Here is a 17,268-nt window from a genome sequence, read left to right as displayed (position 1 = left end):
CGCGACCGGCGGTCCGGGCAGCGAGGTCGCGTATCCCCCGCTGCCCGGTTCCGGCCTCACTCCGCGAGCGCGGAGACCACCTCGCGCCAGCGAGCCGGGTACTCGGCGGCGGCCGCGGAACTCAGCACGGCGCCGTTGATGTCGAACTGCCCCACCAGCACCGGCGCACCTTCCCGCTGAATCACCACCGTCGTGATGTCGACGGTGAAGCGCAGCGGCAGCTCGGGATGCTGCGCGATGCCGAACTCGGCGGTGAACTCCGCCATCGGAACCGGCGCCCACGGCCCGCTACCTCCGGTGAGCTGGTCGAAGCGACCGAGGTGGTTCAACCGCAGCTGCCCCCGCACCACCGTCGAGCGCTCGGCGAGCGCGGGCCGCCCCGCCGCCGGGCTCCACTCCGCGACCACCGCGCCGGGCACGGTCACCGTCTCCTCGACGGTGAACCAGCCGACCCGCCTGCTGTCGTCGTCGGCGGGCCGCCCGTGCGACTCCCTGGTGATCGCCACCCGCCCCGCCGCGTCGGCGAGCCCGTCGAAGGCGCGGGCGCAGGCCACGATCAGCACCTCCTCCAGCGGAACGTCGCTCGCCGCACATCGCGCGAGCAACGCGGCGGTGCGCGCCGGGTCGAGCTCGACCACGTGCTGGTGCGCGTCGGCGGCCCGGTCGAGCGCCGGGTCGGTGAGCCGCCCGGCGAGCGGCGTGCCCAGCACCGGAAGCGGCTCCGCCGCAGCGGGAACCACCGCTCCCGGCTGCGCGTACTCGACCAGCGGCGCGCGCCCGTCGGCCAGCCCGCGCAGGTCGTCGGCGAGGATCAGCCAGGACACCACGTCCACCGCGAGGTGGTGGACGGAGAGCAGCAGCCGCGGTTCCGCGCCGGTGAGCACGGTGGCCGCGACCATCCGTCCGGCGGCCGGGTCGAGCCGGTCGACGGTGGCGGCGAGCAGCTCGCGCGGCGTCGCCGAGCCCGGCGCGGCCACGGCGACCTCGACCAGGAACTCCTCCGGCGCCAGCACGATCAGCGCAGGGACGCCGTCGACCGCGCCGAGCCGCGAGCGCAGCGCCGGGTGCGCCGTCGCCAGCGCGCGCAGCACCTCCTCGGCCCCGGCCGGGTCGACCCCGGGCGGCAGCGTCAGCACCTGGCTCTGGGTCAGGTGCCCGTACCCGCCCTGCCCGATGATCTCCAGGGCCAGCGCGGTCAGCGGCAGCACCGCGCCCGCCGCGAGCACCTCGCCACCCGCGTCCGGCTCCCCGGCCCCGTCCAGCAATGCGGCCAGCTCGCGCAGGTCGGCGGCGCCGAGCACATCCCGCGCCGCGACCCGGTAGCCGGCCCCGCGCAGCCGCGAGACCAGGTCGATCACGCCGATGCTGTCGATCCCGAGATCGACCAGACTGTCCAGGATTCCGGCGCCGCCCGCGTGCATCTCCGCGAGCACGCCGAGCAGCGCGCGCTCGGTCTCGGTGCCGGGCTCGGCCGCGGCGCCGGTCGCCACCGGGGCGGTGAGCAGCGCGGTCGCGGCGTGCGTGTCGAGCTTGTCGTTGCGGTTCAGCGGGATCTCGGCCACGTGCACGATCCGGGTCGGCACCAGGAACTGCGGGAGCCTGCGGGCGGCGGCCGCGCGGATGGCGGTGGCCGGGCGGTCCGAGACCACCAGCGCGCCGAGCCGGGTGCGGCCACCCGCGGTGAAGGCGAGCGCGGCGGCGTGCCGCACGCCGGGGATCTCACGGAGCACGGCGGTGGCCTCGTCCGGCTCGACCCGGTAGCCGTTGATCTTCACCTGGCTGTCGATCCGGCCCTCGTAGACCACGGTGCCCGCCTGGGTGCGGCGCACCAGATCGCCGGTGCGGTAGCGCCTTCCGGCCGGGCCTGCCACGAAGGCGGCCGCGGTCTGCCCGGGGCGGCGCAGGTAGCCATGGGCCAGCTGCGCGCCGGAGAGGTACAGCTCGCCCTGGCCGCCGGGGGGCACCGGGCGCAGGCGGTGGTCGAGCACCTCGGCGGTCATGCCGCCGAAGGTGTGGCCGATGGTCGGGGTCTCGTGCTCGTGCACGTCGGCCATGAGCGCCTCGACCGTGGTCTCGGTCGGGCCGTAGAAGTTGATCACCCTGGTGTCCGCGAGGCCGCGCAGGCGGTTCCAGGTGTCCTGGCTGATGGCCTCGCCGCCGAGGGCGAGCACGCGCAGGGGGCAGTGCTCGCGGCCGTCGCGGTCGGTGAAGAGCCCGGCGGCGACGAGCCGGTTCAGCATGGAGGGCGAGGTGTCGAAGATATCGATGCCGTTGGTCGCGATGGCCGCGACGATCCGCTCGGCGTCGGTGCGCTCGCCGTCGCCGAGCAGCACGACGGTGTGGCCGGAGAGCAGGGCGATGCTCGGCTGCCAGGCGGCGTCGAAGCCGGTGGACCAGCCGTGGCCGACGCGCAGCGGCCTGCCCGCCGCCGCGCTCTCCGGGGCGAAGATGCGGCGCTCGTGGTTGTCCCAGTGGTTGAGCAGGGCGCGGTGCGGCACCGCGACGCCCTTGGGGCGGCCGGTGGTGCCGGAGGTGAAGACGACGTAGAACGGGTTCTCCGCCGGGACCGGCGGGAACCCGTCGCCCGCGGTGGCGAGAGTTCCGCCTGCGGCGGGGGACAGTTCGCGCAGGGCACCGGCGTTGTCGGGGACGAGGTGGGTTAGACCGGTTTCGGCCAGGACATCGGCGAGGGCGGCATCGGCGAGAACCAGACGCACGCCTGCGGTTTCGGCGATGTAGGCGAGCCGGTCGGGCGGGGTGGCGGGGTCGACGTGCACGCAGGTCGCGCCGGTGAGGCCGATCGCGAAGGGCGCGTGCAGGACTCGGCGGTCGCGCGGCAGCGCCACCGCGACGGCGCTCCCCGGCCCGACCCCGCGCGCGGCGAGTCCGGCGGCCAGCGCCAGGACGGCGGCGCCGAACTCGGCGTACGAGTGCTGCCCCACCTCGTCCACGACGGCGCTCCGGTCGCCGAACCGCTCGACGGCCGCGAGCAGCGTGTGCGGCACATCCCCCGGCACGGCGACGGCATCCGGCCCGGCCACCGCACCAGGCCCGGCCACCGCACCAGGCCCGGCCAGCGCATCCGGCGCGGCCAGCGCGGCGGGCTCCCCGTCGAGCAGCACCGCTACATCGGCCGCCCGGGCGGCGCCGGTGATCCGCTCCAGCACCGCGAGCACCCGCTCCGCCAGCGCATCCGGCTCGAACCGCCGCACCAGATCCGGCCGGATCTCCACCCGGTTGATCAGCGACCCCTGCTCCAGCACCGGAACCACCGCGATCGGGTAGTGGCTCGGCGAGTCGATCCGCTGCGGCACCAGCGTGGCTCCGTCGCCGAGCGGCATCCGCGCGGTGATGTCGCCCATCGGCGTGTTCTCGAAGACCAGCAGCGTGTCGAAGAGCTGCCCCACCCCGGCCCGCTTGGTGATCTCCGCGATGCCGAGGTACTCGTGCGCCCGCAGCCGCGCGACCTCCTTCTGCAGCTCCCCGCCGATCTCGGCAGGCGCCCGCCCGTCCAGCCGGACCCGCACCGGGATCGTGGTCACCAGCGCCCCGACCAGCCGGTCGGCGTTCGGCAGCGAGCCGTCCCGCCCGGAGGTGGTCTGCCCGAACACCACGTCGTCGCGCCCGGTGAGTGCGGAGAGCACCCGCGCCCAGGCCAGCTGCAGCACGGTGTTCAGGGTGAGCCCGTGCGCGCGCGCCCAGCCGGTGACGGCGGCGGTGCGCTCGGGCGAGAGCCTGGCCTCGCCGAGCACCGGGATGTCGGCGGGCGCGGGCCCGGCGATCATGGGCATCGGGGCGAGCCCGGCCAGCGCCGCGGTCCACGCCCCGGCCGACGCCTCGGTGTCCCTGCTCGCCAGCCAGGCCGCGTGCTCGCGCAGCGGCGGGGCGGGGGGCAGCCCGGCGCCCTCGCCCCGGTGCAGCGCGAGCAGGTCGGCGAAGATCAACGGAACGGACCAGCCGTCCACCACGATGTGGTGCGCGGTGCAGACCAGCTCGTACTCCTGCGCCCCGACCCGCGCGGCGACCACCCGGAACAGCGGCCCCGCGTCGAGATCGATCCGCGTGCGCCCCTCGTCCAGGTAGAGCTGCCGCGCGGCCGCCGCCGGATCGGGTTCGCCGCGCAGATCCAGCTCGCGCCAGCCGATCCGGCCCGCGGAGGTGGTCACCAGCACCGGGTGCGGCAGCCCGTCGGTGACGACCGCGCCGCCCAGGTGCGGATACCGCTCCAGCACCTGGTCGAAGGCCTTGCGCAGGCTGCCGAGGTCGGCGAGGCCGTCCACCCGCACCGCGAAGGTCACCAGGTAGGGGTCGACGTCGCCGGAGGTCGCGCTCACCGAGTACAGCCCGCGCTGCAGCGGCGAGAGCGCGACGACGTCGAGGATGGAGGTGCTCACGCGCCGAACTTCTTGCCGAGCGCGGCCAGCACCGCCGGGTCGAGCCCGGAGGCGCTGAGCGGCGCGGCGGCCTGCGGCTCCGGCGCGGCCACCTGCTCGGGCGCGGCCTCCAGCTGCTCGGCGAGCTCGTGCACCGCCGGGAAGCCGAACACGGTCTGCACGTCCAGCGCGAAGCCCTGCTCGGCCAGCACGGTGACCAGCCGCAGTGCGGCGATGGAGTCGCCGCCCAGGGAGAAGAAGGTGTCCTCGCGGCCCACCTCGTCGTCCTCGTCCAGCTCGAGCACGGTGCGGATGGCGGCAGCCAGGGTGTGCTCCGCCTCGGTCCGCAGCGGGCCGCCGAGACCGGGGCCGAGCTCGCCCGCGGTGGCGACGGGCTGCTGGAACAGCGGGACGGCACCGCCATCGTCGCGGCCGTCGGCCCAGGCCAGGGCGCGGCGCTCCAGCTCGGCGATGAACTCGGGCAGCGCGGCGGGGGCGGCGGGCGAATCGACGGTCACCAGCGCGCCGTCGTCGTCCAGCCGCACGTCGACCAGCAGCTCCACCCCGTGCGGGCGGGCGAGCCGCCGGTCGAGCTCGCGCGCGGTGTACCCGGACCCGCTGTGCGCGATGGCATGTCCGGACCGCACCACCAGCGCGGCCTGGAAGAGCGCGCCGCCGGAGACCGCCGCCGCACCGCGCAGCCGGTGGGTCAGGAACTCGATCCGGGTCGAGCCGTGCGCCCGCGCCGCCGCCAGCACCTCGGCCGCGCCGAGCACGGCCTGCCGCGGCGCCTCGGCACCGGTGAGGCCGCGCAGCACCAGGTAGTTGCCGAAGGGGCCGATGGTCGAGGCGGTGGCCTCGTCCCTGGCCGGGTCGAAGAGCCCGACGGCCGGATCGTCGCCGAGCCCCGCGGTGCCGAGCGCCTTCGCCAGCAGCGCCGCGAAGGCGGCCGCCGGGTCCTGCCCCGCGGTGAGATCGGCCAGCGCCTCCGGCGCGATCCGGAAGCTGTGCCGTGCGGCCGCGCCGGGCTCGACCGGCACCGCGCGCTCCGGCAGGTCGGCCAGCCCGGCCAGCCAGTACCCGGCGTCGGCGTCGGCCGCCGGATCCACCGCCATCCCCTTGACCAGCGCAGGAACCGCCGCGCGGAAGCTGGACCCGGTCACCTCGCCGGTGTCGAGCGCGGCGAAGAGCGCCTCGGCGAGCAGCTCCAGCGAGACGTCGTCGGCGGCCACCGGATGCACCGTGAACGCCAGCACCGCGCGCTCCCCGGTGCGGTCGAGCGTGACCCGGACGGGAATCTCGCGCACCAGGTCGAAGACGTGCCCGGCATCCGGCGCACCGAGCGCGAGCACCGAGCCGGGCAGGTCGTCGGCGCGCTGGTAGGGCACCCGGCGATCGTCCGGGAAGACGCTGCGCAGGATCTCGTGCCCGGTCAGCACCGCGGTGACCGCGCGGCGCACGGCATCGTCATCGAGTTCGCCGGTGAGCTCCAGCGCGAGGAAGAGATTCGCGGCCGGGGTGCGGCGCAGCCGCTCCGGGAGCAGCACGGCCTGCTGGGCGGGCGCGAGCGGAACCGGGCGCGCCGCCCGGCCCGCGGAGCCGTTCCGGCCGGTGGAGTCCTGCACGAGCGAGTCTGGCATCGCGATCCTTCCGCGCCGCGGCGGCGAATCGACGACCGCCCGGCTTCAGTCCGAACAACCGATCGCCTGCCCGACGGACCGCGCGACCAAAGTTAGCCTATCCTAACCAGACCGCTCGTCCGGTACCAACCGCAACCCGCTACTTGTTCAGCGCCTCGAAGGTCGGCGCCAGCTTGTCCAGCACGTACGGGGTGTTCAGCGGGGTGGGGGTGTTCAGCGCGCTGATCGTCATCACGTCGATGAAGGCGATGCCGCCGGACTTCACCGCGGGCAGCTCGGCGTAGCCGGGCAGCTGCTTGAACTTCTCCTCGAAGGCGGGCAGCGCGCCACAGATCAGCATGTCGGAGGTCAGGTCGCCGAGCCGCTCCGGCGAGAGCGCGAGCCTGCCGCCCGCGGGCGCCTCGTCCGCGATCTTCCGCGGGATGCTCATGCCGAGCCGCTCGAAGAGCGCCGCCGAGCCGTCCTTGGGATCGGCCAGCACCATGAGCTGGGCCGGGCCGGTGAGCATGCAGGTGAGGAAGGTCTTGCCGGACAGCTTCGGGTACTTCTGCGCGAACCCGTCGACCTTGGCGTCGACGCCGTCGATGATGCCCTGCGCGTCGCCCTCCCGGTCCAGGATCTTGCCGAGCGCGGTCACCTGGTCGGTCCAGTTGTCCACCTGGGCGTTCGCGGTGACCGCGCCGATCGTCGGGGCGAGCTTGGAGAGCTTGTCGTACAGCGCCCTGTCGACCAGGTAGCTCGGCACCAGGATCAAATCCGGCTCCAGCCCGGCGATCTGCTCGGCGATGTCGCCGCCCGCGTTGAGCACGGTGGCCTGGCTCAGCGAGTCCGGCTCCCACGGCACCTTGGTCTTGGCGCCGATGGAGATGTTGTCCGCGTAGCCGACCGGGGTGATGCCGAAGGCCTGGGTGGCGTCGAGCCACTGGTTGCCGAGCGTGACGATGCGCTCCGGGGTGCCGTCGACCACGGTCTCGCCGTAGTTGTGCGTGATCGTCACCGCGCCGTCGCCGCCGCCGGAATCACCGGAGCCGCCGCAGGCGACCACGCCGAGCGCGACCCCGAGCGCGAGCAGCGCGAAGCCGAGCCTGGCGGCGGGGCCGCGTCTCGTTGTCGACGGCATGGGTCAGCTCCTCGAATCGAACGGTCGGTTTTTTCAAAGGTTAGGCTAAGCGAATTTCAGCCAGCCGTCGACGGTCCAGTGCGCGGTGTCGCCGGTGCGGTAGCGGCGCTCCCCCGGCTGCAGCGGGTCGTCCTCGAACCGCGCGTCCGCGGCGTCGGCCACGCCGAGCGCGGCGCCGCCGACGTACACCGCACCCGGCACTCCCGGCGCGCACGGCTGCCCGGCCGGATCCAGCACGTACACCCGCGCGCCCGGGATCGGGCGGACCCGCCCGCTGCCGTCCACCGGCCCGCGCGCCACCGCGCCGACGGTCACGGCCGGCGCGTAGCCGACCGTCCCCGCCGCCCTGGCCGGGAACTCGGCCGGGGTGTCGAAAGCAATGCGCGCGCACTCGGATTCGCTCGGACCGCCCTCGCCCCAGAGGTCCCAGCGCCTGACCTCGGCCCAGCGGTTCGGGCCGTCCCGGAGCGCGCCGTCCCGGCCGAGCACGGTGCCGGCCGCGGCGACCACGTGCGTCACCCGCTCGGCGTCGAGGAAGGCGGCGGCCCGGCTCGGCTCGGCGACCACGACGGTGGCGCCGTCCACCAGCCCGGCGAGCACCTCGACCAGCACCGCGACCGTCGGCGCAGGCGCGACCACCAGCCGCACGTCCACCGAGCCGCGCGCCCGGTCGGTGCTGCCGGGCGCGCAGTCGGTGACCACCGCGCGGCGATCGGCCACCGCCGCGGCCACCGCGGCGGGCGCGATCACGACCCGTCCGGTGCCGGTGCAGCCGGCCGCCAGCGTGATCGGGGTGTCGGACTGCGCTGCGGCGTCGAAGGCGACCAGCAGCCGCACGATGTCCGCGGCCGCGATCCCGGTGGCGGGGGCCGCGTCCTTCACCTCGTCGACGCGCTGGAAAAGGGTTTGGTAGTCCAGGGTCTCGCCACCGCAGCGCAGCGCCGGGCGCTGGCCGGGGAACATCCGGCCGCGCCACAGCAGCCCGGGTGCCGCAGGCCCGAACGGCGGCTCGACCCCGGCCGACCACTCGCGCAGCACCCGTTCGCGCTCCTCGCCGGTGCCGACGCCGAGCCGGCTCAGCGGCCGGTCGGGGGTGTCGGCGAAGGCGGTGAGCAGCCGGCGCGCCCGGCCGGCGAAGAGCTCGGCCGACGCGGGCCGGAAAAGGTTCGCGCGCACCGTGATCGCCGCGTCGAAGCCGCCGTCCTGGGCACAGTGGAAGGCGAAGCCGATGTCGCGCAGGGCGGGATCGCCGGGCAGCGGAAGCACCGCGGCGGCGATCTCCTCGCCGAACCGCGCCTCGGCGGACCAGTCCTGCTCGCGGAAATCGAGGGTGGCGCCGAAGGTCTCGGCCGCGCCGGGCACGCACTCCACCGGGACGTCCTGGTTGCCGTAGGCGGCGAGCGCGGTGGCCCTGGAGCGCTCGAGGACCGCGCGCGGCGTCGGATCGCCGGTGAGATCGGTGCGCAGGACCAGGGTGTTCGCCACCGGGCCGACCAGGTCGGCCAGCGCCGGGTCGGTGCGCCCGGCGATGGCGGCGCCGAGCGCGATATCGGTGCCGGCGCCGTGCTGGTGCAGCAGCACCGCGACCGCCGCCTGGTACAGCATGAACTCCGAGGCGCCGACGCCCTCCGCGAGCGCGCGCAGTCGCCCGCGCAACACCGGGTCGATGGTGAACCGGGCGGTGTGGGAGCCGTTTTCGCCCTGTTCGCGGCGCGGATCGGCGGCGGGCGATTCAGTTCCGGACGATGCGCGGCGCGGCAGATCGGTGGCGAGACCGGTCGGGGCGGGGAGGCCGGCGAGCGCGGCGCGCCAGTACTCGGCCTGCGCGTGCAGCGGGCCCGCGGCGGCGCGCTGCCAGAGCGCGTAGTCGGTGAAGCTCAGCTCGGGCAGCGGGCGGTGCGCGGTGTCGCCGCGCAGCCGGGCGCGGTAGGCGGGGGCGAGGTCGCGCAGCACCGTGCGGAACGACCAGTGGTCCGCCACCAGGTGGTGCGCGGTCAGCACCAGCACGTGCGTCTCGGCGTCCGTGGTCAGCAGCACCGGCCGGATGCCGGGCCCCGCCACCGGGTCGGGGACCGCCGCGGCGGCCTCGGCCAGCGCGGCGTTCAGCTCGGCGGCCGAGCCGGCCGTGCGCACCGGAATCTCGATCTCCTCCACCGGAACCCGCTGCGGCACCGGCGTCCCCTCCGGCCCAGGCGCGAACCGGGTGCGCAGGATCTCGTGCCTGGCGAGGGTGTCTCGAAGCGCGCCGATCAGCGCCGCGCGGTCCAGCCGACCCTCGAACCGCACCGCGAAGGGAACCCCGCAGCGCGAATCCGTCGGCGACCACCAGCGCGCCTCCTGGGCCACCGAGAGCGGAGCCAGTTCCGGCCTGCGCACCTGCCTGGTCGGCGCGGGCAGCGACGAGGCGGTCAGCGGCGCCGCCTCGATGGCGGCGGCCAGCCCGGCCACCGTCGGCGTGTCGAACGGCGCCCGCACATCGACCGCGACCCCGAACTCCGCCCGGATCAGCGCCACCAGCCGCCCGGCGAGCAGCGAGTGCCCGCCCAGCTCGAAGAAGGAGTCGTCGGCCCCGACCCGCTCGGCGCCGAAGATCTCGGCGAAGAGCGCCGCAAGCCGGATCTCGGTGCCGGTGGCCGGTTCCCGGGAGACCGGCGAGCTCACCGGGGCGGGTGCGGGCAGCGCGGCCCGATCCAGCTTGCCGTGCTCGGTCAGCGGAATCCGCTCCAGCACGGTGAAGCTGCTCGGCAGCATGTACTCCGGCAGGCTCACGGCCGCGCGGGCCCGCACCTGCTCCGGCTCCAGCACCAGCCCGCTGCCCGCTGGCACCAGGTAGGCGGCGAGCGTGGTGCCGCGCGCCGGATCGCTGACCGCGACGACGGCGCAGTGCCCCACCGCCGGGTGCGCCGCGATCGCGGCCTGCACCTCGCCCAGCTCGATCCGGTGCCCGCGCACCTTCACCTGGTCGTCGGCGCGGCCGACGAACTCGATCTCGCCCGCCAGGTTGCGCCGGGCCAGATCGCCGGTGCGGTAGAGCCTGCCGCCCGCCAGGAACGGGTCGGCGACGAAGCGCTCCGCGGCCAGCCCGGCCCGGTTCAGGTAGCCGCGCGCCAGCTGCGCCCCGCCCAGGTAGATCTCGCCGATCACCCCGGCGGGCACCGGCCGCAGCCCGGCGTCGAGCAGGTGCACGTGCACATTCCGGTTCGGCACCCCGATCGGCACGATCCCGGCGCCCTGCGGCCCGGCCACCACCTGGTGCGTCGCGCAGACCACCGCCTCGGTGGGGCCGTAGTGGTTGCGCAGCTCGGCGTCGAAGACCGCGGCGAACCGGTCGGCGACCTCGCCGAGCAGCGCCTCGCCGCCCACCGGCACCCGGCGCAGCGCCCGCCAGTCGCTCACCTCGGGCAGCAGCAGCAGGGTGCTCAGCGTCGACGGCACCATGTGCAGCACGGTGACCCGGCAGCGCGCGATGATCTCGGCCGTGTAGGAGAGGTCGCGCAGCGCGTCCGGCTCCGGCACCACCAGGCAGGCGCCGACGGTGAAGGTCACGAAGATGTCGAGCAGCGAGGCGTCGAAGCCGATCGAGGAGGACTGCAGCAGCCGGTCGTCGGCGGTCATCCCCCACTCCGCGCAGAAGCCGTCGAGGTGCTCCGCGATCGCCGCGTGCGCGACCGGAACGCCCTTCGGCCTGCCGGTGGAGCCCGATGTGTAGATGACGTAGGCCAGGTTCGCCGGGCGCAGCGGGCGGGCCCGCTCGGTGTCGGCGAGCGGCTCCGATGGCAGCGCGGCGGCGGCGCGCTCGGCGGCGGCCAGCGATTCGGGGTCGAGGATCAGCCGCGGCGCGGCGTCGGCCAGCACGTAGTCGATCCGGGCCTGCGGGTACGAGGGGTCGATCGGCAGGTAGGCGGCGCCTGCCTTGAGCACCGCGAGGACCGCGACCACGTACTCCACCGAGGTCGCCAGGCGCAGCGCGACCAGGTCCTCGGCGCCGATCTCGCGCGCGATCAGCTCGCGGGCCAGCCGGTTCGCCCTGCGGTCCAGCTCGGCGTAGCCGATGGTGCGGTCGCCGGTGCGGCTCGGCGCCAGCAGCGCGGGTGCGCCCGGCGCTTGGCGCACGCGGTGCTCGAAGAGCGCGACCAGGGTGCTCGGCGGGGTCGGGACCAGCTCGCCGTGCGACTGCGCACGCAGCCGCTCGCGCTCGTCGGCGCCGAGCAGGTCCAGCTCGCCCACCGTCCGCTCCGGCGCGGCGACCGCGTCCGCGAGGAGGCGGACGTAGTGCGTGAGCAGCTGCGCGATCAGCCCGTCGTCGAACCGGCCGTCCCGGTACTCGGCCTGCACCCGCGCGTCCGCGCCGTCCCGGACGACGTCGATGCGCAGCGGCACCGCGGCGGTGCGGCTGCCCAGTTCCAGCGGGGTCGCGTTCGCCGCGCCGAGTGCGAAACCGGGTTCGGCCGTGCGCACTCCGAAAGCGATGCGCGCCAGCCGATCCAGGCCGTCCTGCGCGCCCGCGCGGCGCGGGTTCAGCACCCGGACCACGTGCTCGATACCGACGTGGGCGTGCGCGAAGGCCGCGCCCGCTGCTTCGGTGAAACTCGCGGCCAGCTCGGTGAAGGGCTCGGCGGAGTGCACTCGCGTGCGGAGCAGGATCGTGTTGCCGAAGAACCCGATACGGTCGGCGGAGGCGGCGCCACGGTTGTTCACCGGGACCGCGAGGAGCAGGTCGGTGGCGGCGGTGTAGCGGTGCAGGAGGGCGGCGAAGGCCGCGCCCAGCGCGCCGAAGGCGGGGTCAGGATGGCCGGATTCGGCGCCGGGCACCCGATCGAGCAACCCGGCGGGGAGCCTGCGGGTCACCCGGCGGATCCGGCGGGCCGGGCCGGTGACCGGCCTGGTCGGCAGCTCGACGGGGTCCGGCAGCGGGGTCAGCGCCGAGCGCCAGAAGTCGAGGTCCGCGGCGCTCGGATCGTCCGCGACCGCAGCGGTCCGGCCCGGCTCGGCTCTCGGTCCCGCGGGAGTCCCCGTCTCATCGCCCCCGGAACGGTAGGCCGCCTCCAGCGCGACGCCGAAGACGCCCGCCGACTCCTCGTCCCAGGCGATGCCGTGCGCCACCAGCACCAGCACGAACTCCGCCGCCCCGGTGCGGATCAGCGTGACCCGCAGCGGCGCCTCGACGGCCAGGTCGAACGGCCGCGCCAGCTCGCGCCGCGCCAGCACCTCGACCCGCCGCGCCCGGCTCGCCTCCGGCAGCTCGGCGATGTCGTGCAGCTGCCAGCTCGGCGCGGTGTCGGCCCGCAGCTCCTCGAACGGCTCCCCCTCGGCATCGAAACCGTAGGTGGTGCGCAGGATTTCGTGCTCGGCCGCGACCTGGGCGAGCGCGGCGCGCAGCCGGTCGGGGTCGAGCGCGCCGTCCACCCGGTAGGCGACCGCGACGTTCAGCGCGGTCTCCTCCGGATCCCTGGTCTGCAGGAAGAGCGCCCGGCGCCTGCCGTCGGCCAGCGGCCTGCGCGGATCGCCCGCGACGGCGGGGACGACGAGATCGGCGAGGATCGACACGGCGGAGCTCCGCTCAGGCAGGTGAATCGGTGAGATAGCCGCCGCGGCGGAAGAATTCGGCACCGGAGTGCTCGACGCCGTCGGCGGTGCGGACGGCGGTGATCACCAGTCCGTGGTTCGTGCCGCGAACGGGGTTCGGGCCGCAGACCACGGCGCCGCCGTCCTCCTGGACGATGACCCGGCCCGCGGTGCCGCCGTAGCGCGCCGCGGAGACCTTGGCCGCCAGCACCTCGACCCGCTCGCCCCGGTAGTAGGCGAAGGCGCGCGGGTACGGCGCGGAGAGCGCGCGCACGAACCGCTCCAGATCGGCGGCCGCCCAGCTCCAGTCGATCAGGCTGTCCCGCTCCGAGCGCTTGTGGAAGTAGGTGCGCTCCTCCCTGCGCTGCGGCGTCCACTCGGCGGTGCCGTTCGCCAGCGCGTCCAGCGCCTCGTGCACCGCGCCCGGGATCAGCTCCATGCCAGCCTCGACCAGCTCGGTCCCGGTGGCGCCGGGCGGGATCGGCAGCCGGTGCTGCACCAGGATGTCGCCGGTGTCGAGCTGCTCGTCCATCCGGTGCACGGTCAGTCCGAACTCGGACTCGCCGCTGATCAGCGCCCACAGCACCGGGGAGAAGCCGGTGAACTTCGGCAGCAGCGAATCGTGCAGGTTGAGCGTGCCGTGCGGCGGCATCGCGTACAGCTCGGCGGGCATCCAGGTGTACCAGCTGTTCACCACGATGACGTCCGGCTCGGCCCGCTTCACCAGGTCGATGGTGGCCGCGTCGGCCTGCTCGGTGAGGTGCACCGGGATGCCGTGCTCGCGGGCCAGCTCCTCGACCGAGTCGGAGAAGATGCCCTTGTAGGCGTGCTCGCTCGCCGGATGGGTGACCGCGAGGACCACCTCGTGCTCCGAATCGATCAGGGCCTGGAGAGTGCGGCGGCCCCAGGTCTGGAAACCGAACGACACGATACGCATGAACCGAACCTCGCCATCGACAATAAGTAAGGCAAGCCTAGCCTATTCGCTAAGCCGCGCGGCAGCCCGGGCGGAACTGGAGCTCCGGGCCGAGGCGGAGGCCAGCACCCGGTCCGAGAGTTCGCCGAGGCAGCTGAGGTTCGGGAAGCCGGGGCCCTGCGACAGCCCCGCCAGGTTCGGCAGGTACAGCTTCGCACCGAGACCGCTCACCGAGAGGTCGTGCGCGATTGCCGCTTCCAGCCGAGGTTGCGTGACCGGACCGCCGACAGCGAGCTCGAGCAGGTCGGCCGCGTCGGCGTCGAACAGCTCGGTGAACCACAGCGGCTGCCCGCCGGTGGCATCGACCACCAGGTCGAAGGCGTGCGTCTGGTCCGGGCGGCGGTCGTTGCGCAGGGTGAGCGCGACGCCGTCGCCGTGGTCGGCCACCCGGACCACCCGGCCCTGCAGGTGGTGCACCCGGTTGTCGCCGAGCAGCGTCTCCTGCACCCGCACCGAGAAGACGCCACGGTCGGTGCGGCGCACCACGTCCCTGCGCTCGGCGACGCTCAGCGCGCGCCACTTGGCCGGATCGGAGTAGAGCGAGTTCTCGAAGTAGCTCTCGCCGCGGGTGTAGATGGTGGCCGCGGGCGAGATCACCGAGATCGTCAGCACGTCGTGCCTGACCAGCTCGTCCATCGCCGAACCCGCCGTCTCGCCGCCGCCGATCACCGCGGCCCGCGAGGAGGGCGGCAGCGCCCGCTTCCCCGTCAGCTCCCAGAACTCGGCGATGCTCAGCATCTTCGGGTGCTCGGCCAGCGCGCGGCCGCTGCGGCCGGGGCCGGTGATCATCAGCCCGTCGGCGTCCAGCTGGGCGAGCGAGCCGTCGCCGTCGCGCACCGTGACCAGCCAGCCGTCCGCCGCCGCCGCCACCTCGGTGACCGTGCCGAGCACCACCTCGACCTCCGAGCGGCGCGCCACCCACTGCAGGTACTTGGCCCAGACGTAGTGGTGCGGGCTCGGCCTGCCGCGGTCGACCCACTCGGCGTAGTCGCCGCGGTCGATCAGGAAGGCGGTCCAGCTGAAGCCGTTCATCGCCTCGTTGATGGCGCGGTTGTGGCCGCGGGCGAAGGTGGAGTGGTACGGGAAGCCGATGTCCTTCTCCGGGCTGGTGCCGAGCCGGTGCCTGCCGTCGGTCCAGCCGCCGCCCGGGAGCCAGTTGCCGCCGACCGCGTGCGCCTCCACCACGGTCACGTGCGGGGCGGGCAGACCGAGCTGCCGGAGCACGTGTGCCTTGGCCGCGACGGCCATCGCCTTCGGCCCCGCCCCGATCACCAGAAGTCTGTCCACCGGGTGCTCCCAACTCTCGCGGTACCGGTCGCCCTTCATGTTTGCATAGGCTTACCTTATATTGCTGAGTGGTGCCAAGCCCCCGCGTCGAAGCCGACGTGTACGGCACACCCCGCACGAAACGATGGGATACGCACATGATCAACCTCAGGACCCGCACCGCGATCGTCCTAGCCGCCGGCGCTCTGCTCGGCGCGGGCAGCGTCGCGATCGCCGCCCCCGCCACCGCCGCGCCCGCCGTGGTGCACACCGCGGCGCCGTCCGTCGGCGAGCTGCAGGCCAAGCTGCAGCTGGTGCTGAACCCCGGCGCAGGCCGCGGCGCCAGGGCCGCCGAGCTGGAGGGCGGCGAATCCGACCTCGCCACCATCGACAAGATCACCGGCGTGATCTCCTCGGTGCCGAGCTTCGCCTGGTACGTCACCGGCCCGGTCAACGTCGCGGGCGACACCCTCACCGCCAACCTGCAGACCACCGTCTCCGGGTACGCCCCGTTCCCGCTGATCGAGGTCTCCTGGCGGCAGGTCGGCGGCAGCTGGAAGCTCACCAGCGAGTCGGTCTGCACCGTCGGCTACTACGCCTCGGTCTCCTGCTGAGTTCCTGATCCGGACCCGGTGTCCCCCGTGGGCACCGGGTCACGGTCGTCCCGACGGCCACAGGATCACCGAGATCAGCACCACCAGCGGCAATCCGACGGCGATCGTCCAGCCCAGCTCGATCATCCCGGTACCGCCATCGTTCCCCCTGTAGGTCGCACGCACCCGGCACCGGGGACGTCCCACCCGGTGCCGCGTGCGCGTAGGCGACGCTAGAGCGGGGTCGGGTGCCCGCACATCATCTCTGCCCGGCTTTTCCCCCTATTTCCCAACTGCGCACCCGGGTTGTCCTCCCTGCGGCGTACACCGTGGCCCTCCGAAGGCCGATGCGGATCGCCGGGTAGTCGGGGAGGCTGAACGCATGTCGGTGCTGGACGCGGTCCTGGTGGTGGCCGCTCTACTCCTCGCGGTCGGCGGCGCCGTCGCACCACGCACCGCGCGCTTGGCGGCGCCGGTGCTGCTCCCCCTGCTCTTCGCAGGCGCCGGATTCCAGCTGCTCTTCGAGGGTTTCGTCGTGCAGCGGGTGCCCGCGTACCTGCTGCTCGGGGTCGCTACCTGGCTACTCGTCCGCACCCCGCGGCGCACGCTGCCCGCCGCGCTGCTCCTCGGCGTGCTGGTCCCGGTCGCCACCGCGGTCTGGGCGCTGCCGCCGGTGCCGCGGTTGCCCCCGCCGGACGGCGCCTACCCGGTCGGCAGCACCGTGCTGCGCTGGGTGGACGAGTCCCGTCCCGAGCCCGCCACCGCCGACCCCGGTGACCACCGCAATGTCGTGGTCCAGGCGTGGTATCCGGCCGAATTCGGTTCGATGCCACGGCAGTACCTGTATCTGGACGGACACGGTGACCTGCCAGCCACCATCTCCGGAATACCGTCGGTGCTGCTCTCCAGATACCACCTGATCGACACGCACGCCGGCGCCGACGTCCCGCTCGCCGACGATCGGCCGCGCTGGCCGGTCATCCTCTTCTCCCCCGGCTACGGCGCGCCGCGCGCGGTCTACACCGGACTGCTCACCGAGCTGGCCTCGCGCGGTTTCGTGGTGCTCGCGGTGGACCACCCGTACCAGGTCGCGGTCACCGAACTCGCCGACGGCACGGTCGCGCACGGGGTACCGAACTCGGGCACCGACGCCGAGATGGCCGCCCAGCTCGCCGTCCGCACGGCGGATCTGTCCTTCGCGCTGGACCGGATCGGTACCGCCGACAGTGTCCTCACCGGCCGCATCGACACCACCCGCGTGGCCGCTGCGGGCCACTCCTTCGGCGGCGCCGCGGCGGCCTCCGCCCTCGCCCACGACCCGCGGGTGATTGCCGCCGCCAATATCGACGGCACGCTCTACGGCGATCTTCCCGACCAGCGGTTGCCAGGCCCATACCTGCTGATCGACAGCGACCCGGCGCTTACCGGGCACTCGGCCGCCTACGTCGATGGCAACCGCAAGCTGCTCGGCGGTGTACAGGGCGGCGGGCACCACTACACGATCGGCCGCACCGACCACCTCGGCTTCACCGATGCTCCGCTGTTCCTGGCGCCACCGGTGCGCACGCTCGCCGCACGGTGGTTCGGCGGCGAGCGGAGCGCGGTCGAAACACGCCGGGCGACAGCCGATCTACTCGCCGCCGTGCTCGGCCCGCCACTCGGCGAGCGTCCGGCGGACGTCGCCGCGGTGGCGAGTCGCTATCCGGACATCACCGGCGGCCCGGTGTAACCCCGG

9 protein-coding genes are annotated in these 17,268 nt (G+C 74.4%); 2 read left to right on the top strand and 7 right to left on the bottom strand.

Features of this window, described 5'->3' with window-relative positions:
• Positions 1 to 56: 56 nt before the first annotated feature.
• From ACFUJ1_RS11540 to ACFUJ1_RS11515, 6 genes are all read right to left on the bottom strand, one after another.
• Positions 57 to 4,394 (bottom strand): AMP-binding protein, encoded by a 4,338-nt coding sequence (locus ACFUJ1_RS11540; RefSeq protein ID WP_378644865.1) that lies wholly within the window; start codon positions 4,392 to 4,394, stop codon positions 57 to 59.
• Positions 4,391 to 6,013, bottom strand: a complete 1,623-nt coding sequence (locus tag ACFUJ1_RS11535) for a condensation domain-containing protein (protein WP_378644864.1) — start codon at positions 6,011 to 6,013, stop codon at positions 4,391 to 4,393. Before ACFUJ1_RS11535 ends, ACFUJ1_RS11540 begins: the two co-directional genes overlap by 4 nt.
• A 139-nt stretch (positions 6,014 to 6,152) precedes the next feature.
• A complete protein-coding gene (locus tag ACFUJ1_RS11530) occupies positions 6,153 to 7,133 on the bottom strand; it encodes an ABC transporter substrate-binding protein (protein ID WP_378644862.1) in 981 nt (326 codons plus the stop codon).
• A 45-nt stretch (positions 7,134 to 7,178) separates the two neighbouring features.
• Entirely contained in the window at positions 7,179 to 12,680 is a 5,502-nt protein-coding gene (locus ACFUJ1_RS11525; protein ID WP_378644861.1) for an amino acid adenylation domain-containing protein, read from the bottom strand.
• A 13-nt stretch (positions 12,681 to 12,693) separates the two neighbouring features.
• Positions 12,694 to 13,635 carry a methionyl-tRNA formyltransferase gene (locus ACFUJ1_RS11520; protein WP_378644859.1) on the bottom strand — a complete coding sequence of 314 codons (942 nt, stop codon included), beginning with the start codon at positions 13,633 to 13,635 and terminating at the stop codon, positions 12,694 to 12,696.
• Positions 13,636 to 13,677: 42 nt separating this feature from the next.
• On the bottom strand, positions 13,678 to 14,961 hold the full coding sequence (locus tag ACFUJ1_RS11515; protein WP_378644857.1) for a SidA/IucD/PvdA family monooxygenase: 1,284 nt from the start codon (positions 14,959 to 14,961) through the stop codon (positions 13,678 to 13,680).
• Positions 14,962 to 15,098: 137 nt separating this feature from the next.
• Between ACFUJ1_RS11515 and ACFUJ1_RS11510 the strand changes: the two genes are divergently transcribed.
• Positions 15,099 to 15,554, top strand: coding sequence for a hypothetical protein (locus tag ACFUJ1_RS11510; protein ID WP_378644856.1), 456 nt, complete (start codon positions 15,099 to 15,101; stop codon positions 15,552 to 15,554).
• 39 nt (positions 15,555 to 15,593) lie between these two features.
• On the opposite strand, the gene ACFUJ1_RS11505 is transcribed toward ACFUJ1_RS11510, so the two are convergent.
• The gene (locus ACFUJ1_RS11505; RefSeq protein ID WP_378644854.1) at positions 15,594 to 15,719 is read right to left on the bottom strand and encodes a hypothetical protein; all 126 of its coding nucleotides are present in this window, start codon (positions 15,717 to 15,719) and stop codon (positions 15,594 to 15,596) included.
• Between the two features lie 196 nt (positions 15,720 to 15,915).
• On the opposite strand from ACFUJ1_RS11505, the gene ACFUJ1_RS11500 reads away from it, so the two are divergent.
• The gene (locus ACFUJ1_RS11500; protein WP_378644853.1) at positions 15,916 to 17,262 is read left to right on the top strand and encodes an alpha/beta hydrolase family protein; all 1,347 of its coding nucleotides are present in this window, start codon (positions 15,916 to 15,918) and stop codon (positions 17,260 to 17,262) included.
• Positions 17,263 to 17,268 lie beyond the last annotated feature (6 nt).

This window comes from Nocardia sp. NPDC057227 (genome assembly GCF_042669725.1).
GTDB classification, from domain to species: domain Bacteria; phylum Actinomycetota; class Actinomycetes; order Mycobacteriales; family Mycobacteriaceae; genus Nocardia; species Nocardia asteroides_A.
This window is presented reverse-complemented; position numbering and strand designations above follow the sequence as displayed.